Source organism: Deinococcus psychrotolerans (assembly GCF_003860465.1).
Taxonomy (GTDB): domain Bacteria; phylum Deinococcota; class Deinococci; order Deinococcales; family Deinococcaceae; genus Deinococcus; species Deinococcus psychrotolerans.
Window position 1 is genome coordinate 168,862 of the sequence record NZ_CP034186.1, and the last position, 21,581, is coordinate 190,442.

At 59.3% G+C, this 21,581-nt stretch carries 15 protein-coding genes; 6 read left to right on the forward strand and 9 right to left on the reverse strand.

The features are described from left to right. Positions 1-334 precede the first annotated feature (334 nt). The 4 genes from kdpB (at position 335) to kdpC (ending at position 4,890) form a co-directional block, all read left to right on the forward strand. Complete coding sequence (gene kdpB / locus EHF33_RS18730) at positions 335-2,395, forward strand: potassium-transporting ATPase subunit KdpB (RefSeq protein WP_124875066.1); 2,061 nt, start codon at positions 335-337, stop codon at positions 2,393-2,395. A gap of 94 nt (positions 2,396-2,489) precedes the next feature. Further along, a complete protein-coding gene (gene kdpF / locus EHF33_RS22035; RefSeq protein WP_420889980.1) occupies positions 2,490-2,561 on the forward strand; it encodes a K(+)-transporting ATPase subunit F in 72 nt (23 codons plus the stop codon). Continuing rightward, entirely contained in the window at positions 2,561-4,261 is a 1,701-nt protein-coding gene (gene kdpA / locus EHF33_RS18740) for a potassium-transporting ATPase subunit KdpA (RefSeq protein ID WP_124875070.1), read from the forward strand. Before kdpF ends, kdpA begins: the two co-directional genes overlap by 1 nt. Beyond that, the gene (gene kdpC, locus EHF33_RS18745; RefSeq protein WP_124875072.1) at positions 4,258-4,890 is read left to right on the forward strand and encodes a potassium-transporting ATPase subunit KdpC; all 633 of its coding nucleotides are present in this window, start codon (positions 4,258-4,260) and stop codon (positions 4,888-4,890) included. The genes kdpA and kdpC overlap by 4 nt, the downstream gene beginning before the upstream one ends. 289 nt (positions 4,891-5,179) lie before the next feature. Here the strand turns inward: kdpC and EHF33_RS18750 are convergent, their stop codons facing one another. From EHF33_RS18750 to EHF33_RS18790, 9 genes are all read right to left on the reverse strand, one after another. Next, positions 5,180-7,123 carry a GGDEF domain-containing protein gene (locus EHF33_RS18750; protein WP_124875074.1) on the reverse strand — a complete coding sequence of 648 codons (1,944 nt, stop codon included), beginning with the start codon at positions 7,121-7,123 and terminating at the stop codon, positions 5,180-5,182. Continuing rightward, complete coding sequence (locus EHF33_RS18755) at positions 7,120-7,962, reverse strand: alpha/beta fold hydrolase (RefSeq protein ID WP_164473617.1); 843 nt, start codon at positions 7,960-7,962, stop codon at positions 7,120-7,122. Before EHF33_RS18755 ends, EHF33_RS18750 begins: the two co-directional genes overlap by 4 nt. Further along, positions 7,949-10,738 carry a PAS domain S-box protein gene (locus EHF33_RS18760; RefSeq protein WP_164473618.1) on the reverse strand — a complete coding sequence of 930 codons (2,790 nt, stop codon included), beginning with the start codon at positions 10,736-10,738 and terminating at the stop codon, positions 7,949-7,951. Before EHF33_RS18760 ends, EHF33_RS18755 begins: the two co-directional genes overlap by 14 nt. Positions 10,739-11,088: 350 nt before the next feature. Next, a complete protein-coding gene (locus EHF33_RS18765; RefSeq protein WP_124875080.1) occupies positions 11,089-12,321 on the reverse strand; it encodes a M20 family metallo-hydrolase in 1,233 nt (410 codons plus the stop codon). Positions 12,322-12,617: 296 nt separating this feature from the next. Continuing rightward, the gene (locus EHF33_RS18770; protein WP_124875082.1) at positions 12,618-14,114 is read right to left on the reverse strand and encodes a S10 family peptidase; all 1,497 of its coding nucleotides are present in this window, start codon (positions 14,112-14,114) and stop codon (positions 12,618-12,620) included. Between the two features lie 106 nt (positions 14,115-14,220). Further along, a complete protein-coding gene (locus EHF33_RS18775; RefSeq protein ID WP_124875084.1) occupies positions 14,221-15,408 on the reverse strand; it encodes a M24 family metallopeptidase in 1,188 nt (395 codons plus the stop codon). Between the two features lie 19 nt (positions 15,409-15,427). Beyond that, positions 15,428-16,297, reverse strand: coding sequence for an ABC transporter permease (locus tag EHF33_RS18780; protein WP_124875086.1), 870 nt, complete (start codon positions 16,295-16,297; stop codon positions 15,428-15,430). Continuing rightward, positions 16,294-17,307: an ABC transporter permease gene (locus EHF33_RS18785; protein ID WP_124875088.1), complete on the reverse strand. Its 1,014-nt coding sequence runs from the start codon at positions 17,305-17,307 to the stop codon at positions 16,294-16,296. The genes EHF33_RS18780 and EHF33_RS18785 overlap by 4 nt, the downstream gene beginning before the upstream one ends. Before the next feature lie 3 nt (positions 17,308-17,310). Next, positions 17,311-18,879 carry an ABC transporter substrate-binding protein gene (locus EHF33_RS18790; RefSeq protein WP_124875090.1) on the reverse strand — a complete coding sequence of 523 codons (1,569 nt, stop codon included), beginning with the start codon at positions 18,877-18,879 and terminating at the stop codon, positions 17,311-17,313. Between the two features lie 118 nt (positions 18,880-18,997). Between EHF33_RS18790 and EHF33_RS18795 the strand changes: the two genes are divergently transcribed. Both EHF33_RS18795 and EHF33_RS18800 read left to right on the forward strand, forming a co-directional pair. Then, positions 18,998-19,771 carry an IclR family transcriptional regulator gene (locus tag EHF33_RS18795; RefSeq protein ID WP_124875092.1) on the forward strand — a complete coding sequence of 258 codons (774 nt, stop codon included), beginning with the start codon at positions 18,998-19,000 and terminating at the stop codon, positions 19,769-19,771. A 516-nt stretch (positions 19,772-20,287) separates the two neighbouring features. Beyond that, on the forward strand, positions 20,288-21,547 hold the full coding sequence (locus tag EHF33_RS18800) for a S8 family peptidase (protein ID WP_241191460.1): 1,260 nt from the start codon (positions 20,288-20,290) through the stop codon (positions 21,545-21,547). Positions 21,548-21,581 lie beyond the last annotated feature (34 nt).

The following is a 21,581-nucleotide window of genomic DNA, read 5'->3' on the forward strand; positions in this document are numbered from 1 at the left end:
GCACATCTACTGAGCCGCTTGTCTGGGTTGGCCCGCTGCTGATCGTGCATTTCCCAGATGTTGCGTTTCCCAGACCATCTGAGGCTACAAGCGGGTTCAGACCCGAAGTCTCAGAGTGGTCTTCTCCTGCAACTCCGAGCCACCCCGCCGCAAGGCAAAGGTCAGTCGCGCCCGCTTTGGCACTCGGGGCAGCTTTACTCGGTGAAAAAGTTTCGCACCGCAAAGTGAAAAATGGCCAGATGGCCAGCGCCGCCCGCCACCCGGCCAATACCGGTTGCAGCGCGGCCTCAGGATAATCGGTCGATATGCAAGACTTTTCTGCTGGAGACTCCCCATGACCGCTTCCCCTCCCCAGTCCAAGCGAAAAGGAGGCATTTTCTCGCCTCCACTGGTTCGCGCGGCCATCCGCGCCAGCTTCGCCAAGCTCTCGCCGCGTGCTCAGGCCCGCAATCCGGTGATGTTCTTGGTGTATCTGGGCACCATCTTGACTTTTTATGTGGCCGTCGCCAACCTCCTGACTGGTCAGCCGATCGGCTACCCGTTGGCCACATCACTGCTGCTGCTACTCACGGTGCTGTTCGCCAACTTCGCCGAGGGTCTGGCCGAGGCACGCGGCAAAGCGCAGGCGGCCTCCCTACGTGCCGCCCGCCAAGACACCCCCGCCCGCCGCTTGGTGGGCAGCGTGGAAACCACCGTTCCCAGCACCGAACTCCAGCGCGACGACCTGATCGTGGTGGAAGCGGGCGAACTCATCCCTGCCGACGGGGAGATCGTCGAGGGGCTGGCCAGCGTGGACGAGAGCGCCATTACCGGCGAGAGTGCGCCCGTGATCCGTGAGGCCGGCACCGATTACAGCGGCGTGACCGGCGGAACGAAAGTGCTCTCCGACCGCATCGTGGTGCGGGTGACCAGCGGAGCCGGCGAAAGTTTCCTCGACCGCATGATCGCGCTGGTGGAAGGAGCCAGCCGTCAAAAGACCCCCAACGAGATCGCCCTGAGTATTTTGCTCAGCGGCCTGACCCTGGTGTTCTTGCTCGCGGTGGTCACGCTGTATCCGTTCACGGTGTACTCGGGCGTGCCTGCCTCGCCCGTCACCCTGATCGCGCTGCTGGTCTGCCTGATTCCCACCACCATCGGGGGACTCTTGCCCGCCATCGGCATCGCCGGGATGGACAGAGCGCTCCAGGCCAACGTGATCGCCAAGAGCGGCAAGGCGGTCGAGGTGGCGGGCGACATCGACGTGCTGCTGCTCGACAAGACCGGCACCATCACCATCGGCAACCGGCAAGCGACACGCTTTAGCCCGCTGCCCGGCGTGAGCGAAATTGAGCTGGCCCGCGCCGCCGCACTGTCTTCACTGGCCGACCCCACGCCCGAAGGCAAAAGCATCGTGACGCTGGCCCGCACCCTCACCGAGTTGCCCGCCCAGCCGGAGAACGCCGAATTCATCGAGTTCAGCGCCCAGACCCGCATGAGCGGCGTGGACTTTTCCGACGCCGGAGGCACTGTCCGCATCCGCAAGGGCGCGGCAGACCGGATGGCCCGCTTTGCCTCCGAGTTTGGCGCGGCCGCGCCCGCCGACCTGACCGCGCTGGTCGAGGAGATCTCCCGCGCCGGCGGCACGCCGCTGACGGTGGCCGAGGTGCGCGGCAACGTGGCCCGCGTGCTGGGCGTGGTGGCGCTCTCCGACGTCGTGAAGCCCGGTATTCGTGACCGCTTCGCCCAGCTGCGCCAGATGGGCCTGAGAACCGTGATGATCACGGGTGACAACCCGCTGACCGCCGAAGCGATTGCCAAGGAAGCCGGTGTGGACAGCTTTCTGGCCGAAGCCACGCCGGAAGACAAGCTCCAGATGATCAAGGACGAGCAGCGCAGCGGCAAACTGGTCGCCATGATGGGCGACGGCACCAACGACGCTCCGGCGCTGGCTCAGGCCGACGTGGGCCTGGCCATGAACTCCGGCACGCAGGCTGCTAAGGAAGCTGGCAACATGGTCGACCTCGATTCCGACCCCACCAAGCTGTTGGAAGTCGTCGAGATCGGTAAGGGCCTTCTCATCACGCGCGGGGCGCTCACCACTTTCAGTATCGCCAACGACGTGGCCAAGTACTTCGCCATTTTGCCCGCCCTGTTCGTGGTCGCCTATCCGCCGCTGGCCGCGCTGAACGTCATGCAGCTGCACAGTCCCACCAGCGCGGTGCTGAGCGCCGTGATTTTCAATGCCCTGATCATTCCCCTGCTGATCCCGCTGGCCCTGCGCGGTGTTCCCTACCGCCCCACAAGCGCCGCCTCCCTGCTGAGCCGCAACCTGCTGATCTACGGTCTGGGCGGCCTACTGCTTCCCTTTGCCGCGATCAAACTCATCGACTTGCTCATCACGCCCCTGCTGGGCTGAGGTATTCCATGGACATTTTATTTGTGCTGCTCAGTCTGCTGATTTTTGGCCTGTGTGCTTTGTACCTCAAAGCGATGGAGCGGCTGTGATCTTCGTGCTGGGCCTGCTCGCTCTGGCCGTCTTCGTTTACCTGATGTACTCGCTTCTGCGCCCGGAGGATTTCTGATGGCTTGGCTGCAATTCGTACTGATCCTCGGCATCATGACCGCGCTGGTCGTGCCGGTGGGCAAATGGCTCCACAACGTTGTCAGCGGTGAGCGTCACAGCGCCGCCGAGCGGCTGACCTACGGCCTGCTGGGCGTAAATCCCGACGAGCGCATGGACTGGAAACGCTACGGCCTGGTGCTGATCGTGGCGAATCTGGCGCTGCTCTTGTTCGCCTACTTGCTGCTGCGCCTGCAAGGCATGCTGCCCTGGAACCCGGCAGGCCTGAGTGCGCAGGCCCCCGATCTGGCCTGGAACACCGCCGTCTCATTCATGACCAACACCAACTGGCAGGCTTACAGCGGCGAGCAAAGCCTGTCGTACTTCTCGCAGATGGCCGTCATCACCACCTTCATGTTCATCTCGGCGGCCACCGGCTTCGCGGCCGCTCTCGCCTTCATGCGCGGGCTGGCCGGGCGCAGCGGCGATCACCTCGGCAACTTCTGGGTCGACCTGACCCGTATCACCTACCGGATTTTGCTGCCGATCAGCTTCGTGCTGGCGCTGGTTTTCGTGTGGCAGGGCATGCCCCAAACGCTCAACAGCTACGCGGCGGCCACCACTTTGGAAGGAGCCGTCCAGCGCATCGCCCTGGGGCCTGTCGCCTCGCTGGAGAGCATCAAGCACCTCGGCACCAACGGCGGCGGCTTTTTCTCGATGAACGCCGCGCACCCCTTCGAGAATCCCACGCCGCTTACCAACACGCTGCACATCCTGTCCATGCTGCTGCTGCCCTCGGCCTTGACCTACGCTTTTGGGCGGATGATCGGCAACCTGCGGCAGGGCTGGGTCATCTTCGGCGGAATGCTGGTGATGTTCGTGGGCTTTCTCATCACCGTCTACAGCTTCGAGCAGGCCGGGAATCCTATTCTGAGCCGCCTCGGCGCGGAGCAGACCATCACGGCCACGCAGGCGGGCGGCAATATGGAGGGCAAAGAAGTGCGCTTCGGAATCGCGCAGACCGCTCTGTTTGCCACCACGACCACCGCCGCCACCACTGGCAGCGTGGATTCCATGCACGACTCCTACACGGGCATGGGCGGGCTGGTGCCCATGACGCAGATGATGCTCAACAATGTCTTCGGCGGCAAGGGCGTGGGCTTTATCAACTTCGTGCAGTACCTGATTCTGGGCGTCTTCATGGCGGGCCTAATGGTGGGCCGCACGCCTGAGTTTCTGGGCAAAAAGATCGAAGCGCGTGAGGTCAAACTGGTGATGCTGGCCGTTCTGGCGCATCCGCTGAGTATTTTGGGCTTCACGGCGCTCGCCGTTTCGCTGCCCAGTGCGCTGTCGAGTCTCAACAACCCCGGCCCACACGGCTTTTCCGAGATTCTGTACGCCTACACCTCCGGCACCGCCAACAACGGCTCGGCCTTTGCAGGTCTGAATGCCAACACGCCCTTTTACAACATCACCATCGGCCTCGCCATGCTGATCGGACGCTACCTCACGCTGCTTCCGATGCTGGCCGTAGCGGGCCTGTTGGCCACCAAACGCCGGGTGCCCGCCTCCAGCGGCACGCTTCCCACCGACACGGTGCTGTTCGGTAGCCTGACCGTCTTCGTCATCCTGATTGTCGGTGCGCTGACCTTCCTGCCTGCCCTGACCCTCGGCCCAGTGGCCGATCACTTCCAGATGCTCAAAGGCGTGGTGCTGAAATGACGTCACCTGAATCATCTCCCGTTCGCCCCGCCCCATTCCTCCGCCTGCTGCTGAGTGCCCTGATCGCCGCTGTGCTGTTTACGCTGGTCACGGGGCTGGCTTACCCGCTCCTGACCACGGCTGCGGCGGGTCTGCTGTTTCCCAGTCAGGCGCAGGGAAGCCTCATCAGCCGGAATGGGAAGGTCATCGGGTCGGCGGTGCTGGGCCAGAATTTCACGGCCTCCCAGTACCTGCACGGGCGGCCCAGTATGACCAACAAGACTGACGGCAGTGGCCCGCAGCCTTACAACGCTGAGAACAGCGGTGCCAGCAACTGGGGGCCGACCAACGCCAAGCTGTCGGAGGCTGTGCGTGCGCGGGTTGCTGCGGTGCGCAGCGAGAACGCTCTGAGCGCGGCAGCGTCTGTCCCGGTGGATCTGGTGACGGCTTCCAGCAGCGGCCTGGATCCCGATGTCACGTTGGCGTCCGCTCTGCTTCAGGTCAACCGCGTCGCGCAGGCACGCCGCCTGACCCCGGCACAAGTGGAGGCCGTGATCCGTGTTCACCTCACACCCAGGCAATTCGGCGTGCTGGGCGAACCGCGCGTGAATGTACTGGCCGTCAATCTGGCCCTCGACGCCCGGCAGTAACCTGAGCGGCGTTCACTGGGGCTCCGCTGTGTTTAACAGCTTCCGGTGTTCCCGGCTGGACAGTATGGCGCGTTGGAACTGGAGACGAAGTACCTATGCGATAGTTCCACTCCGAGACACAACAGAACGGAACAAGCTGGCCCGACACACTCAGTCGGCCAGCTTGTTCCGTTTTACTCCACTATTGCCTTGGACAGAGCGACACCTGTGTAGAGCCTGTCGGCTGGTCGGATTAAACTTTATTTGGAAGTGACCGTATCAGACATGCAAGGTCGTTTCTAAACACCCTCTACTCCTTTATTACGGTATCGGCTGTGTCGTTACTTATTCGTGGGCGCAGGAGATGGTGGTCGCGTTTCTCTTCGTACATGCGTTCGTCGGCCAACCGAACCAAGTCGCTCGGCAACTCGGCTTCCTTCGGGTAAAAGGCCACGCCTGAGCTGGCGTCAGCGTCTTCGAAGCCCGATTGTTTGACCAGTTCCACGGTCTTGCGCATCCGGTCGAGGATGCTGCGCGTCCGTTCAGGATCCGCGTGCGCCAAAATCACGCCGTATTCGTCCCCGCCCAGTCGGTACACCCGGTCATTGATCCGGAAGACGGCTTTCAGTGCCAAGGCAAACTCCCGCAGATACGCGTCGCCCCGCTCGTGGCCTTCGCGGTCGTTGAGCTGCTTCAGGCCGTCCAGATCGATCATCAGCACACCCAGCGAATGTTTGTGGCGCTTGGCTCCGGCCATCTCCACTTCCAAGTCCATATCAAAGGCCCGGCGGTTGTTCAGGCCAGTCAGCACGTCCACCAGCGCTGCCTCTCGCATAAACTGCAAGTGATTTTGGCGTTCAATCGACACGGCCATGATTCTGGCTGCCGCTTCGAGCAACTCTTTATCAAGTGGCGTCCACGGTCTCGGCTGGTGCAGCCTTGCCAGCATAAACAGCATCGATGTCTGAGACGAGGTTTTCAGCGGCACGAATGCCACCGACCGCAGGCCGAGGGCGGCGAAGCTGGGAACGCGGAGAACCTGCTGCTCGTAGTCGTCGACAAATAAGGTCTGGCCGCGTTCCAGCGCCACCCACACCATCCCGGTTCCTTTGGGCACGCCCTGAGTCAGAATGCGCTCGGTTTCGGCATCGACCGCCGCCGTTTTCCACTCGGTCTGCGCCGCCACCCACGGCTTTCCCATCCGCGAGGTGAGCTGAACCAAGCTCCCCCACTCGACGTCCGCCACCTGACAGATGGTGCGAATGGTCTGCCGGGCCGCTTCTTCGGGGGACAGGTCGACTTCCAGCAGCTTGGACACGTCGGCAATGGCGCGTGAGTACGCCGCGATCCGGGTCATTTCCCGAGTCTGCGCGAGAAGTTGCTGTTCGGTAAAGCGCTGCTGAAGATCAGACACGTGCAGTACCCGGGCGTACCACAGCAAAAATCCGCTCAGCACCGTAATCAGGATCACGACCAGCAGCGAGGTGCCGATCTCCCGGCTGTACAACCCGAGCCGTTCTCCTTCGAGCCGCAGCCACCCCAACACCAAGGGAATCAGCAGTGAGATCGGCAAGACCCGCCGGGCCAGGACTCCACCCAAACTGTCTCCAGTAAAAGTCTGCATGATCCCTAGGTTCGGGCGCACCGTCAGCAGGCCAACCAGCAGCACCAGAAACGTGAACGCGGTATGCAGGGCCATCGGAATGTACGTGCCGATACCGTAAAACTCGCTGGTTCCGTAACTATACCCGACCACCGGAATCAGGGTGATGATCAGCGCCAGAGCCACGAACACCTGAGCGAACACCTGCCGGGCGGGGACTTTCGAACCCAGCGCCAGCAAAGCGCCGCCGACCAGCATGAAGTTCAGAGCAGTGGTGGGAGCCATGTGATTGGCTTTTCCGGTGATCGGCTCGGTGTATCCCACGATCTTGGAGGCAAACAGCAGTTGATCGATGTTGAAGGGCAGCAGACCGAAGACCTGGGCCAGTTTCAGCAAGCCGGCGCTGAAGACCACAGCAGCCAGAACCTGCGCCCATACCCGGTGCGTTCTGGGCTGAGGTTCTGCGGAAAGCTGCAACGACAGCCCCCCCAGCAAAAAGCATGCGGCGGTGACAGGATTCATGGCGACGAAGCTGGGATGCACCCGCTTGAGAAGTTCGAGGTCGAACTGCCAGCCGAGCAAGACCAGTACGCCCATCAGCATGGCCGCCCAGCTTGCCGCCCGAGTCAATTGGGCAGAGGTCAGTTTCATAGAGGTTGACCTTCTCCACCAGCCTCCAGCGCTGCCAGAAACATCAGCAGAGCGCGGTTGAACACTCCAGGTTGGGTAAAATTAGGCAGGTGCCCGACGCCCGGCATCAAAGCCAGCTGCGCATTGGGCAAGTTGCGCTGCAAGTACTCACCGACTCTCACCGGCACCACGCTGTCGGCGCGGGTTTGGGTGATCAGCACCGGGTGACGAACTTGAGGGAGCAGGGCGCGGTAGTCCGATTGGAAGATGGCCCGGGCGACCACGCTCGCCACTTCGGGTTTGACCTCCCGGATACCCTCGGCCACTTCTTGGAGCGCCAGCGACACCGGCGCTCCGAGCATCATGCTGCTCAAAGCACCCGTCCAGTCTTGCTGACGGCGCACCAGATCGTAAAAAGCGTCGACGCCAGCTTGCTGAAACCCGCCGACATACGGCCCGTCGTCGAGGTAACGCGGCGAGGCTCCGATAAACGCCAGCGCTTCGAAGCGCTCGGGGCACTGGAGCGCAGCCAGCACCCCGATCATGGCGCTCATTGAAGCGCCCAGCAAAGTGATGTGGCGCAGGTCAAGTTCTTCGATCAGGTGCAGCATGTCCTCGGCGTAGCCTCCGAGATCAGCGTGGCGCTCGGCGCTCCAGAGGGACGGATCCGACTGACCGAATCCGGCCAAATCGTAGGTCACGATCCGGTGGGTGCCCTGAAAGTGCAGGTCACGAATCTGATGACGGAACACGCTCTGGTTGGAGCAAAAGCCGTGGGCACACAGCAGGGTGCGGGAGCCTTCGCCGAACATGTGGGCATTGGAACGCCGAGCGAACTCAGCCGTTTCAGGAATAGTCATACGGCACCTCACCCGGAGAAGTGGATTTGAGCGATCCATCGGTTTCAAACAACTCCAAAAAGATCTGCACGACCGATGCGTCGAGCAGCACGCCGGCCTCAAGCCGGAGTTGCTCGGCGGCTTCCTGATGTGACCAGGCCCGCTTGTAGGGCCGGACGCTCGTCAAAGCGTCGTAGACGTCCACCACGGCGAAGACCCGCGCCGAGAGCGGAATCTGCTGGCCTTGCAGACCGTCCGGGTAGCCACTGCCGTTCCAGCGCTCCTGGTGATACAAGACCACTTCCAGCGTCGCTGGGGGCAGAGAAGGGATGTGGTGCAGCATCTCGTACCCGATGCTGGGGTGCCGCCGGATGACAGTCCACTCCTCAGGGGTGAGTTTTCCGGGTTTCAGGAGGATGTTGTCGGGGATGGCGACTTTGCCGGTATCGTGCAAAAAAGCGCCCCAGCGTAGAGCGTCTTGATCGGCAGGCAAAAAGTTCAGGGCCCGGCCGAGGTGCTCGGTGAACAACACCACCCGGTCGGTGTGGCCTTTGGTTTCGTAGTCGCGGTATTCCAGCGCCAAGCCCAAAGCCCGCAGGGTTTCTTCGCGTGAGATGTTGAGCTGCTCGATGTGGTGGCCGCGCTCGAGGGCGTGGCTCAGACGGGCCGCGACATTTTGCAGCAGCTGACGGGTGTCTTGGCTGGTGGTTATCCGGCTGCTCGTCCCGAACATCAGCAGGGACATCAAGGTGCCTTGCCGGAGAATCGGCAGCACGCACAGGGATCGCCAGTGCGGGCGCGGCAGCTCCTCGGGTGGATCGAGGAAGGCTTGCTCATCCACCGCGAAGTAAGCTTCCCCTCTGCGGATGGCCTGCTCAGCCAGCGGCGTAAAAGCGTGGAGGCGCAGTTGATCCATGAAGTCGCTGATCGGCACTGAGTTCAGCCCAGCCTGCGCTTCAAATGTCAGCCCAGAAGCGCTACAAGCAAAGGCGTAGCCGTAGTCATACTCGGTGAGTTCTAGGCTCTTCTGGAGGGCTTCAGCAGTCAGGGCCGCCGGGTCACACAGCTGTTCGAGCGAAGCAGTGAAGTCCAGCAGGTGGTGGTAGCGGTCCAGCTGAACTTTGAGGTGCTGCTCGGCTTGTTTGCGCTGGTCGATGTCCCTGGACGTGTCGACGAACGCGGTAATGGCCTGAGTCTCAGGATCACGTACCGCCTTGAAGACCGTTTCTACCCATACGTAGGTTCCGTCACGCCGCCGCAAGCGGTATTCGAATTTCTCGTGTTCAAAAGCGGCGGTAAACCGGCGTTGAAAGGCTTGCTCAAGTGCCGGGAGATCCTCTTCATGGACGTGGTGCAGCGGGTCAGGCCCCAGCAGGTCTTCGCTGTTATAGCCGAGCAAGTCCTGCGCCGTCGGCGAAGCGTAAATCACGCTGCCATCGAGAGCGTACTGACGCACGAGGTCTCTGGAGTGGTCGGCCAAGCGCTTGAAATTGCGCTCGCTGAGACTCAGCTGATCGAGGGTGTCTTGCTGCACGGTGCGGGCTTTCTCGCGGGCGGTGACATCACGCGAATTGACCAGTACGCCGCTGACGTGAGGTTGGTGCCGGAGATCGGTGGCGATGCTTTCGAGCCAGATCCAGTGCCCGCTGTAGTGCAGGCAGCGAAAGATCACGGTCACCGGATCGCCGCCGGGCGAGAGCTGCGCCAAGGCCGCCTGCACGCGGGCGTGGTGATCCGGGTCAATCAGCGCGTAGATGCTTTTTCCGAGCAGATCGGTCGCCGCGTAGCCCAAGATGCGCTCTATCGATCCACTTTCATAGCGGATCAAGCCCTGATCATCAAAGACCGTGACGATGTCGGAGCTGTTGAGATTGACCGCCTGTGACCAGTCTTGTTCACGCTTGAGTTCCTGAGAAAGGCAGCGGCAGTCCAAGGCGAGCGCACACAAACTGGCGACCATCTGAAAAAAGGTCTGCTCCTGAGCACTGAAGTCGTGGTCTTCTTTAAACCCAAGCGTAAACACTCCGATCAGCCGCTCTCCGATGCTGAGCGGCAGGGCGGCAGCGCTCTGAAAGCTCAGGCCATAACACTGATAAACGTCTGGGTAAAGGGTCTGGAACTTCTGCTTACCCAAAAAAAGAGCTTCGCCGCTGCGGGCCACGTCGGTCACCGGCATCCTGAGCGTCAGGGGGAGGTCGTCCATCAGCTGTATGCCCTGATTTGAAAAGCCCGCTTGACCGCTCAGCTCAAGTTGCTGTCCATCGGAGCTGATTAAACGCAAACTGCCTGATGAAGCGCCGAGCAACTGAAGGCCGGTGGTGAGCAGGGCGCTGATGACCTCAGAGAGGTGGCCAGTGCTGTTCATGACCTGAGTCATTTCCCACAGCGCCCTGCGGTGCTGGTCTTGGCTGTGCCGATCTTGGTGGTACGGCTCCGGGCGAAATTGCACCATGATTGCCTGCACGTCCGGATTATCCAGGAAGGACACCGAAGAAGCGCTGACCCACAGCCATTCACCGTTGGTCTGCCGAACGCGCACCCGTAGAGTCTCAGCAGGATGTGCAGCTGGAGTGCGCTGGAAGGAACTCTTTAAGGTGAGTTGATCGTCAGGATGAACCCAAGAACTAAGCTCCCACCCCAGCAAAATCTCTACCGAATCACCGAGCAGCGCCTGAGCAGCCGGATTGAAAAAGAGAACCCGGCACTGAGAATCAATCAGCAACGTCAGTTCGGCATTGATCGAAATCGCCTGGCGAAGTAGGGTACGTCCTGATAGAGAAGGGGGGAAAGAAAGCAAGTGCGCCATCTTGAGCTCCTTGTGAGCGTGTACGCACTATCCATCCGGAAAGGGCTCTGTAGAACTTCCCACAAAGCTTAACCTCCACTTTCTTACACGTCTATTACACCTTAGTTATCGTCTCAGTTTGTTATAAAAGCGACTTCGGTGGGGGTTTGTGAAGAAGTTCGAGCTGATCTATCCCAGAGAATGACATATTGGTGTTCAGTCCACAGCACACCGGTAACTTCAAAGCACGAGCCGTTTAGCCACTCATCAGCGGGGAGATTTACGCTGAGGTCGCCCAATGCATACCGGGCGTGACATCACCGGAGTGGGGAGGAAGCCTGGCTCAAACAGACACTCCTAAATTACTGAGTCAGATCAAAAGCATTGTGCAGGTACATGGCTACGGTGTCGGCGGCAAGCACCAGATCCTGAACATCCGCCCATTCTTCCGGCGAATGGCTGACGCCGTTCAGACAGGGAACGAAAAGCATTCCCGCCGGAACGAGGCCGGCCATCATCATGGCGTCGTGGCCCGCGCCGCTTGCCATGCGCTGCGTTTGAATTCCCTGTTGACTGGCCGCTTCCCCAAGACCATCGACCACCGACAGATCAAGGGGAACAGGCGCACTGAACAGTTCTTCCCGGTAAGTGAACTGCTGATTGCGCCGGGCCGCCAGAGCCTGACCATGCAACTTCACCCGCTCAGCGAGTGAGCGCAGGTTCGATTCATCCGGGTCACGGAGATCGAGACTCAGGCGTGCGCGGCCCGGCACGACATTTGCCGCCCCCGGCCCGAATTCTAGAACCCCGACTGTCCCGACGGCCTTTTCTCCAGTCTGCCGAACCAATTCTTCAAGGTCGACGATGAATTGAGCGGCGGTTACGCCTGCGTCACTGCGGGCCGTCATGGGGGTAGTCCCTGCGTGGTCGGCGCGACCAAAAAAAATCAGCTCCGCCTGAATCAAACCCACGATGTCGGTCACCACACCCAGCCGTGCGCTGCCGTCTTGCAGCACTCTGCCTTGCTCGATGTGAATTTCTAAATACTGACGCCAGTGTGGTGTGCCTGTACTCACAAGTTGCGGCACGTTGACTGCCTCCCGTGTCCAGCGTGCTCCCTCGGCAAACGACCTTCCATTGCCGTCCAACAGCTGTTCGAGGTCTACGGAAGTCAGCTTTCCAGAGGCGAACCGGCTGCCAACCAGTCCCCCTGCAAAGCTCGCTCCTTCCTCTTCGGCGAAAATCACCACCGTGATGGGCAGTTCGGGGTAACTCTGCAGAATGTCAAAGCCGCAAAGTACACCGGCCACGCCGTCATAAGCCCCGCCCATCGGCACACTGTCGATATGTGAGCCGACAGCGACCGTCCAGCCGAGGTGTTGCGCTGCTGCCGAGGTCACGTGGAAGTTGCCGGCCTCGTCGCTGTGTACTTGGCAGCCCAGTGAAGTGGCGAGCGCTGTGAGGGATTTGAGGGCGTCCACGTAACGCTCACTGAACGTCAGGCGGGTTACTCCTACGGCAGAATCGCTGAACGCGGCAAGTTCTTTGACCTGACGTTCAAGGCGTTCACACCGGGCTGCAGTAAAATCGTGCATACCTTATTGTAACGGATTTTGGCAGCTTGATTTTGATGTTTTCCCTTAACAGTTCGGCAAATCTTGTTAAGAACATCTCCAAAAAAAGCACTCTCCATACACGATCATAGAAAGTGCCTCCAGAGTCTCCGCCTAGTCTTACTTAGCTGGTCTATTCCGAAATAACACTTATGATTCGGACTATTATCTCAAGTAAAACTAGGCTACCGTTGGACAAGCGTAAACAAAACGTCCAGACCGACTTCTAATGCTCAAAGTCGACTGGACGCCGGTTTTTTTCGCATGTGAAAAATTGATCAGGCTTTCGAAGCCCATTGGATAAACTCACTGAGATCTCGGTGCTGCTGCGCTAAGCTCGGGAGGTGAACATACATCATGTGGCCCGCTTCATAGTAGGCTTCACGGATGTTGCCGCGCAGTTGCTGGTTCAATTGTAGGTGGTCGAAAGTATGCCGCATTGCCCAGTAAGGTGTGGCGAAATCATAGTAACCGGCGGCCACCATCACCTTGAGATGTGGATTTTGGTGCATGGCGCTTCTCAAAGTATCCGAGACGCGGACGTGACGATTCTCGAAATCTTTGAAGCTCCACGGCTGAGTCCGTCCGGAGAGCACTTCATACGCCAGATCGGACTCGAAGTGCAGTTCTTGGCGGACATAATGATTCAGCGTAGCCGTGTACGGGCCGAGGATGGCGCTGTAGCTGGGGTCATAGTCGGTACTGCTGCCGCCCGCATCTCGGTCGATCCCGGTAAAGCGGCTGTCCAAACGGCCCACAGTCAATTCCTGATCGCGCAGGAGTTCCTTGCAAAAGCGTGAGAGCGGAACGCGTAGGTCATTTTGCAAAACAAAATTTTCACTCAGACCTGTCATCTGGGCGTACTGCTGAGCGATCTGGCGTCGGGCCGAGGGGGTCAGCCGCGCTCCGAGGTGCAGGGCACTGGCGTATTCATTGTCCGCAAACGCCTCCGCTTCGCGCAGAACAGTTTCCAGCGAGCGTTGTTTGCCGAGTTTGCCGTGATACCAAGCAGTCGCCACCTGCGTCGGCAAATGGGTCACGTAGGCGAGGTCGTGCCCCGGCGTCGTGTCGACTGTCGCGTAGTCGAGGATGGCGCTGATCAGCATCAGGCCGTTCAGAAACAAGCCGTGCCTTTCTTGTAAGTAGCCGCTGAGCCCCGCCGAACGCAGGGTGCCGTAACTTTCACCGATGAGAAATTTGGGACTCAGCCAGCGCCCGGCACGGGCCGTCCACAACCGGATAAAATCACCGACCGACTCGACATCCTTTTTGAAGCCGTGATAATCGCTGGGATTTTCTCCTTCCACAACGCGGGAGTACCCGGTACTGACCGGATCGATGAAGACGAGGTCCGTGTGGGTGAGCAGCGTGAATTCGTTGTCGGTGAGCTGGTAAGGCGGCCCGGTGAGCTGCCCGGCGTCGCCCATGACCACCCGGCGCGGCCCGAGCAGGCCCAGGTGCAGCCACAGCGAAGGACTTCCAGGCCCACCGTTGTAGGCGAACGTCACCGGACGCTCCTCCGGGTGCTGATCGTCTAAGGCGTACGCCACGAAAAAAATCCGCGCACGTTCCAAATTGCCGTCAAATTCGCCGTCCTTGTTGTGTTTTTCCTCGGCCAGCACCATCGTTCCGGCGGTGGCGGTGTAGTTCAGGGTCTGACCGTTTACCGTGATGCTGTGCCGGGTGACACTGATCTCGTCGCGGGGCTTTGCTTCCGGTTTCTCGGTGCGTTTGATTTCGACTTCCAAAGCTGGTTGATCAGAATTCTCGCTCACTTGAGTCCTTTTGTAGAGGTGCCTGTACGCTGCACCCGGTGAGATGTCGAATGGTTTGTGGTCAAATGACTCGAATGTGAGTAGTCTGACTTGGGAAAGATGAGCATTAAACCGGCAGGGTCAGGCTTTCCAAGTCACGCGGATAGTAGGTGAGAAATTCCACGCCCTGTTCCGTGACCATCACAGTATCGGAGTGCCGGAAGCCGCCCACTTCCGGATCATAAATTCCCGGCTCGACCGTGAACACCATACCTGCTTCCAAGATGGAGTGGTCGCCAGTGTCCAGATACGGCCCTTCGTGGTAGCGCATGCTGATGCTGTGGCCGGTGTGGTGTCGCCAGTACGGTTCGAGGTGGTGTTTGCTGAAATACTGCCGAACCGCTTGGTCGACACTGGAAGCGGTCACACCCGCCCGCATGCTCTCAAAGGCGATGTCCTGCACAGCGATCATGTGATCAAAGTAGGTTTTTTGCTTGGCGGTGGGCGTTCCAATGATCATGGTGCGCTCGAGTTCGCTGAGATAGCCCCAGACCGCAGAAGCAGCGCCGGTCACCAGCACGTCGCCTTCCTTAAAGATCAGATTGGCCCCGACCGCGTGCGGCACGCTGGAATTCCGACCGATCTGGCCCCGGTATCCGGCGACGGCCCCTTCTTGCCAGCGGCTGTTGGACTTATGGTACGGCGCGAGGGTTTCCACCATGATGCGGGTCGCTTCCTGGGAAGCCCGCATGCTGACCTCGGTTTCGATTTCGCCCACGCGGGTGTACTTCTGCAAAAGGCGGTGGGCCAAGTTCCCCCAGCGGCAGCTTTCGCGGATCAGTTCAATTTCGAAGGGCGATTTGACCGCGATCAAACGGTCGAGTTCCGGATGCATCCGCCGCAGTGGATTGCTGATCAGTTCAGACAAAACCGGCCCCTGATAGCCGAGCACATGAGGGTAACCGTCGTAGTCGATGCCCAATGTCCCCTGGCCGAGTCCAAGCTCTTCGAGCAGCTTCACAAAGAGCTTGAGCGGATGCACCTCACCCGGGTACTCGGGGTAGCTCACGACCCGGTCGGCGTGTGAGGCTTGTTTGGCGTGTTCTTCTTCGAGGCGCGGCACAAACAAAATGCGCTCGCCTTCCCGCGTAATGACCAGCATGATGGGGCGTTCAGTCGGGATGAAGTGAAAAGCGCACAGATAATAGATGTACTGATCGTCGGATAGGACTGCCCCCATCATCTCTGGGGGAAACGTCTCGGTGAAACGGGAGACACGCGTACGGGTTTCGTCCAGCGGTATACCTTTGATCATACTTCCTCCAATGCACGGTTCAGTAAGCGGCTCGGGGATCGAAAATATCGCGCAGGCCGTCGCCGAGCAAATTAAAGCCCGTGACGAGCAAAACGATAGCCAGGCCCGGAAAGACCGATGTCCACCATGCCCCGGAGATGATCTGCGTGCGTCCTTCGTTGATCATCGCTCCCCACTCCGGCGTCGGCGGCTGGGCACCCAGACCGATGAACCCCAAGCTGGCCGCCAGCAAAACGGCAAAGCCCATTCCCAAAGTGGCGCGGATCATGATGGGCGAAACGATATTGGGCAAAATGGCTTTGCGGATGATCTGGGGTGTACTCATGCCGACTGCCCGGGCCGCCTCGACATACATCAGCTCCCGCGCCGTCAGCGTCGAACTGTGCGCGAGCCGTGCGTAGCCAGCGATTCCGATGATGCTCACCGCCAAAATAGCGTTGCTCAAGCTGGGGCCGAGAACGGCGGCCAGGGTGATCGCCAGCAAGATGTCTGGGAACACCAGCAAAAGGTCCATGCAGCGCATGATGACGCCCTCGGTGCGGCCCCCGAAATAGCCTGCGATCATTCCCAGCGGCGTGCCGACTCCTGCCGCGAAGGCAACGGCGCTGACCGCGATCAATAAATCGTACCTCGTGCCGTAGATGATCCGGGCGAGAACGTCACGGCCATATTGGTCGGTTCCCATCCAGTGCTGAGCGCTGGGCGGCTGCAACTTGCTGGCCACCTCGACCTGAACGGGGTCATATGGCGTCAGCCACGGAGCCAGCACAACGGCGAGCACCATGACGCCGATGATGAACAGGCCCAAGAGGGTCAAGCGGTTGCGGCTCACTTTACGCCACAGTCGCCGCCTGGATGTTTGCGTGGGTGTTGCAGTTGTCGTTGTCATCCGTACTGAATCCTCGGGTCTATGGCGGCGTACAGCAGATCGACGCCCAAATTCACCAAAGCAAAGATCAGCGCGGCGATCATCGACACGCCCAGAACCGCCGCGTAATCCAGACTCTGAATTGAGTCGATGAAATACAGCCCGATTCCCGGCCAAGAAAAGACCGTTTCGACGAGTGCATTGCCCGATAGCAGGTAGCCGAGCTGAATGCCGACCACTGTGATCGTGGGAATAATGGCGTTCCTGAGCGCGTGCTTGAACATCACCTGACGTGAGGTCAGACCCTTGGCACGGGCTGTGCGGACATAATCTTGATTGATCTGCTCGACCATGCTGGAGCGCAGCATTCGTATGATCACCGCAATCACGCCGAGCGCGACCGTCAAAGCTGGCGCGACCAACTGAAAAGCGGTTGCAGCGAAAGTGGAGAAATTGCCAGTCAGTAAACTGTCGAGCAAGTACAAACCGGTGATGTCTGTCGGAGGTGTAGCGTCGATAGGCAGGCGGCCTACCGCTGGGGGAAGCAGCCGCCAGACAAAGTTGAACAAATAGATGATGACGATGCCCGCCCAGAACGTCGGTACACCCAACGTAATGAGCGACAGCGTCCGCACCGTATGATCGATCCAGCCGTTGCGGCGCGTCGCTGCGACTACAGCCAAGGGTATGCCGATCAGTACCGCGAGCAGCATCCCGATCAGCGTGAGTTCAACGGTGGCTGGCAGCCGAGCCGCGATATCGCTGAGTACACTTTGGCCCGTGTGGGTCGCCACGCCGAGGTTGCCGCGCACGACCCCGCCCAAGTAGTACAAATACTGCACCGGCAGCGGCAAATCTAAGCCCCACTGGCGGCGAACATTTTGCAGAGCTTCCTCGCTGACGGCCTGCCCGCCGAAATACAAGCTCGCCGGATCGCCCGGCACCAGATGCACCAAGATAAACGTCACCAAGCTGATCGCCAGGACAATCAGTGGAATCAGCAGCAGTCGGCGCAGCAGATAGGTCAGCACCAGCTACTCCTTGCTGACATCTTTGAAGTACCAGTTGCCGCTGGGATACAGCGTCCAGCCTTTCACCCATTTCTGCATCACGTAGTACAAGCTGACGTCGTAAAGGGGCGCGAGCGGCAGGTCGGTGTTGATGGTCTTTTGCAAACGCCGGGCAAGCGCGTTGCGGTCTGCTGGGGCGGTGGTCGCCGAGAGCTGAGCAATCATCTTGTCGACCGCCGGGTTTTTGTAAAAGCTGTAGTTGCCCCCCGCCCCGGCGCTGCCCGAATCGAAGTTCTGAGTCATGTACTGATCGAGAATCGGCGCGGCCAAATTGCTCACGACAAACATGGGGAATTTCCCGGTCTGGTACCCGTCAACGAAGGTAGGCCAAGCCACCGAGCGCACATCGACCTTGATGCCCACTTTGGCGAGTTGCGCCTGAAGGGTGACAGCCGTCTTTTCGCGTTCGGCATTGCCACTGTTGTAGTAGATGGTGCTCGCAAAGCCGCTGGGATAGCCAGCTTCTTTGAGCAGCGCCTTGGCTTTATCCAAGTTGGTTTTGTAAGGCCACTCGTTGCCGGTGTACCCCGGCAGAGCGCCAGGCAATACGCTCCGTGAGGGTTTGGCAATCCCCAAGGTCGCCGCGTCGGACAGTTCCTGCTGATTGACAGCGTACATGAGCGCTTGCCTGACCTTGGGATCGTTAAAGGGCTTTTGGGTGTTGTTCATGTACAAGGTTTGTGCGCCGATGGCCGACTGCTTGTTGACCGTCAAGCTGGATTCCTTCATGGACTGTTCCAGCAGCTCGGAAGGCAGGTTATAGACAACGTCCAGCTGGCCTTGCCGCAGCAGCAAATACTGGTTCGAGAGGTCTTTGATCACCCGGAAAACGATCTTGGCGAGTTTGGGTTTTCCGCCCCAGTAATTAGGGTTGGCGTTCAGTTCGAACTTCACGCCAGCGGTGGTGTCGCCCATCGTAAACGGCCCAGTGCCCATGCCGTGCGTCCTCAGATAATCATTGAGCTGACCGGGCTTGACGCCGCCGTTCTTATTGACGTACGCCTTGCTCATGATGGCCCCCGTGTTGGTCTGAGCCAGCAGGGCCAAAAAGCTCGGACAGCTGTTCTTGAGATCAACTTGAACACGGAGCGGATCAAGAACTTTGATGCCCGCAGGGTCTACGCAGTCCTTGAGTTGCTTGGCCGGGCCAAGATCAAGGGCCAGTACACGCTGAAGCGAGAACTGCACGTCGTCGGCAGTCAGAGCAGTGCCGTCTTGAAATTTCACATTTTTGCGTAACTCGAACGTGTAGGTCTTGCCGCCGTTGCTGGCGGTGTACTTCTGGGCCAGCCAGGGTTGAAGGGTAGTCGTGCCCTCCAGCTTGCCGCCAACCGATTTAGTCTTGTAGCGCACCAATGTTTCGTAGATGTTGTCGTCGAGCCACATGCCCGCCCATTCGGTAATGGCGTGGGCGTCGATGCTGGCGGGTTCAAAATACACGCCGAAATACAAGGTATCCGGGTTGCTGACCGCCTGCGCGGGAGAAAGCAGGAGCGCGGCACTCAGGGTGATCCAAAGACGTTTGTTCAACATGGGTTCCTCCAGAAGGCGTAAGATTTCGCTAGGCGAAATGTGTTTTCGGAAAGTGAACGCGAAGGTGCTTGTCTAAATTTTCTTGTGATTGTGGTTGGTCTATTTTAGGAGTCGATCTATGCCCCCTGTCAAGACACCTCTCTATACAGATCCTTACCTTGTCGCTTCGGTCGACGCCGCTTTCTCTGTTCTGGCACATATTGCCCGGGAGCCCGATCAGAGCCTGCAAGAAATTGCAGGGCGCTGTCAGCTGAGCGTGAGTCAGACCAACCGCCTCCTCCATACCCTCCGGATGCACGGGTACATCCTGAAGACGCCACTCAAGCGCTACAGGTTGGGTTACAGCGCACTGAACTTGGGCCACCACGCCAATCATCAGTTTCCCTTGATCGAGTACGCCGCCGCAGACCTCGATCAGGTATGGCGTGAAACTCAAGAAAGTGTTCACTTGGTTCAACGTTCCGGACTAGAAGTGATCATTTTGGATTTGCGCGAATCGCTTCAAAATGTGCGGGTGGTTTCCGAGATCGGCAAACGTGGCCCCCTTCATCTCGGCGGCAGTGGCAAGGTCTACCTCGCTTACGACGATCCAAAGTTGCTGGAGCAGATGCTGGCCCTCAACGCATCAGCTCCAGACACGTCTGGACACTCCACGCTGGTGCGTGAGATCAGGCAAATCAGAGAACAAGGCTACTACGTGGCCAGGGGCGATTTTGAAGCGGAGGCCTTCTCCATCGCGGCTCCCATCTTGGGGACACAGCACCGGATCGTCGGAAGCTTGGCGATCTCGGGGCCTTTGGCACGCCTCACGCCGGAGCACGAAGGCAAACTCATCGCCAGCTGCTTGGCTGCCGTCAGCAGAATTGGGCAGCAGATTCAGGGAAAGCTCTAAGTTGATAAGCACTTGATAACTACACTGCATTCATCTGATCCCGCGTCTCTCCCGGCACCCTCCTCAGTACCTGAAGCAAACGTCGCGCCTCCGCAGCTCATACCTTAAGGAGAAGAGTGTTCTGGCCGCAGGAAGGCCTTGACACCTGAATTTTTCGCCTAGCAGCGACATGCAGGTAGATTTTGGCAGGAGATGTGTTCAACCACAATGGCAAGTTGGACAGTCTTGCCGCTTTGAACAGGCGGCGAAAGCCGATCGGTGGGACGGAGTTCTAATCGACCTCTACTGTCCTCACATCAAGAGACCTATTCTTACAAATGACCGCTAGACTGCTTAATTATTGATGACCTTTTTCCCATCAGAAACTTGTAAGCCCTCTTTTTGTACAGTGAAGCGCTGCACTCATGATCGACCGCATTCTTCAGCTGGAGGACTTATATGCATCCAATACAACGACTGATTCCCGGCTTATTATTGACTGTCGGTCTTTTATCGGCCTGCTCACAATCACAGACGATGAGCACTACCAATTTACCTGGCCACAGTGCGCCGCGTTATGACTACGTGGTTTCGGTGCCGCTAGAGGCCGGAGACAGCCGCGCAGCGCTGGAAGCTCAGCTCGGTGGCACTGTCGTCACTTGGCCTGGCAGCGACTGCATGGACGAAACCGATTGCGTGGCCCTACTCGGCTTCAACCGCTCGCCCGCCGCTATGCAAGCCCTCAGCACTACCGCTACCCGCCCAGTCTTCATTGAGCGCAACAAAGATGTATTCAGTGGTGGCGGCGTGCTGACCGCTTCTATGGGCGGTTCGCGGAGTATTTGGGCCAGTGGGGACATTCAGGCTTGGGCAGGTGGCTCACGGAGTATCTGGGCCAGCGGAGAATATTCATTTTTACCTCAAAACACGGCCTTGTGGAGCAAGATTAACCTGCAAGCGGCTCAGGCGCTGGCCCCCAATCTGGGTGCGGGCGTCACGGTGGCCGTGATCGATACCGGCTTAGACCTGAATCACTCGGCCTTTCAGGGATCGCTGAGCGACCCGTCCACTTGGTACGACTTCTACGCCGGTGACGCTCTGCCGCAAGACGAGGGCACGCTAGGCACCGGCGGCTACGGCCACGGCACTAACGTTGCAGGGATCGTGCTGCAAATTGCGCCTGGGGCCAAGATCATGCCGCTGCGGGTTCTGGGGCCGGACGGCTCTGGTGACGTGTCCACCATCGCGCAGGCGATCTTGTGGGCAGCAGCCAAAGGAGCCGGCATCATCAACTTGAGTCTCGGCAGCACCGAGAACTCCAAAGTCGTCCAAGACGCCATCAATAAGGTCACCGCCAAGAATGTGCTGGTCGTTTCCTCAGCGGGCAACGCCAACAGCAACAAGATCACTTATCCGGCAGCTTTGGCGGCTGACGACAACGCTGCTGATTTCTCTTTGAGTGTTGGCAGCGTTGATCTGAGCGACCGGAAGTCGAGCTTCTCGAACTATTCAGACAAACTCGAAGTGGTGGGCCCCGGCGAAAATGTCTACGCGCCTGCGCCCGGCGAGTTGATGGCGGCTTGGAGTGGCACGTCGATGGCCGCGCCGATGGCCTCGGGTGCGCTGGCACTGGCGCTGGGCCAGCCCATCAAAGTAAAGCTCAAAGACCTTGAGAACACCCTGATCAACAGCGCCGACGACGTCTACGCCAATAATCTCAACAAAGCCTACAAGGGCAGGCTAGGCGAAAAGGGACGGCTCAATCTGACGGCCTTCCTTAGAGCCAGCCTCAAGTAGCGCGGGAGAGGAGGCGCTGAGGTGAAGACTTGGG

Excerpts from the sequence above, each read along its gene's own strand:
- EHF33_RS18750 (WP_124875074.1), bottom strand. The coding sequence starts at position 7,123 with ATGAAACTGACCTCTGCCCAATTGACTCGGGCGGCAAGCTGGGCGGCC.
- EHF33_RS18775 (WP_124875084.1), bottom strand. The coding sequence starts at position 15,408 with ATGATCAAAGGTATACCGCTGGACGAAACCCGTACGCGTGTCTCCCGT.
- EHF33_RS18790 (WP_124875090.1), bottom strand. The coding sequence starts at position 18,879 with ATGTTGAACAAACGTCTTTGGATCACCCTGAGTGCCGCGCTCCTGCTT.
- kdpB (WP_124875066.1), top strand. The coding sequence starts at position 335 with ATGACCGCTTCCCCTCCCCAGTCCAAGCGAAAAGGAGGCATTTTCTCG.
- kdpA (WP_124875070.1), top strand. The coding sequence starts at position 2,561 with ATGGCTTGGCTGCAATTCGTACTGATCCTCGGCATCATGACCGCGCTG.
- EHF33_RS18780 (WP_124875086.1), bottom strand. The coding sequence starts at position 16,297 with ATGACAACGACAACTGCAACACCCACGCAAACATCCAGGCGGCGACTG.
- EHF33_RS18795 (WP_124875092.1), top strand. The coding sequence starts at position 18,998 with ATGCCCCCTGTCAAGACACCTCTCTATACAGATCCTTACCTTGTCGCT.
- kdpC (WP_124875072.1), top strand. The coding sequence starts at position 4,258 with ATGACGTCACCTGAATCATCTCCCGTTCGCCCCGCCCCATTCCTCCGC.
- EHF33_RS18800 (WP_241191460.1), top strand. The coding sequence starts at position 20,288 with ATGAGCACTACCAATTTACCTGGCCACAGTGCGCCGCGTTATGACTAC.
- EHF33_RS18765 (WP_124875080.1), bottom strand. The coding sequence starts at position 12,321 with ATGCACGATTTTACTGCAGCCCGGTGTGAACGCCTTGAACGTCAGGTC.
- EHF33_RS18755 (WP_164473617.1), bottom strand. The coding sequence starts at position 7,962 with ATGACTATTCCTGAAACGGCTGAGTTCGCTCGGCGTTCCAATGCCCAC.